The organism is Mesorhizobium sp. M8A.F.Ca.ET.218.01.1.1 (genome assembly GCF_004791165.1).
Taxonomy (GTDB): domain Bacteria; phylum Pseudomonadota; class Alphaproteobacteria; order Rhizobiales; family Rhizobiaceae; genus Mesorhizobium.
Genome location: NZ_SRUZ01000167.1, coordinates 1 through 303 on the forward strand (window position 1 = coordinate 1; position 303 = coordinate 303).

The 303-nt window shown below is 64.0% G+C and carries 1 protein-coding gene; it reads left to right on the forward strand.

The annotated features are described in order from the left end of the window. Nucleotides 1-303, forward strand: a 303-nt coding sequence (locus EN861_RS34860) for an aminotransferase class V-fold PLP-dependent enzyme (protein ID WP_135928247.1), incomplete at both ends; no start/stop codon positions are given.

Genomic DNA, 303 nt, shown 5'->3' on the forward strand with positions numbered 1-303 from the left:
CTTTCCGGCCGCGCAGGTGACGCGGATCGGCGTCGATCAAAATGGCATCGCTGATCTCGAGGCGCTGACAAGGGCGCTGGCTGCGCATGGCAAGGCCGGCGGCCTGCCGCTGGTGGCGATCCATGCCGCTAACAACGAGACGGGCGTGATCCAGCCAATCGGCCGTATCGCTGAAATCGTCAAGGCGGCGGGCGGGGTCCTCGTCGTCGACGCCGTGCAGGCGGCCGGACGGATTCCGATCGATATGTCAGTCGGTTATGCGGACTATTTGATCTTGTCTTCGCACAAGATCGGCGGCCCGAA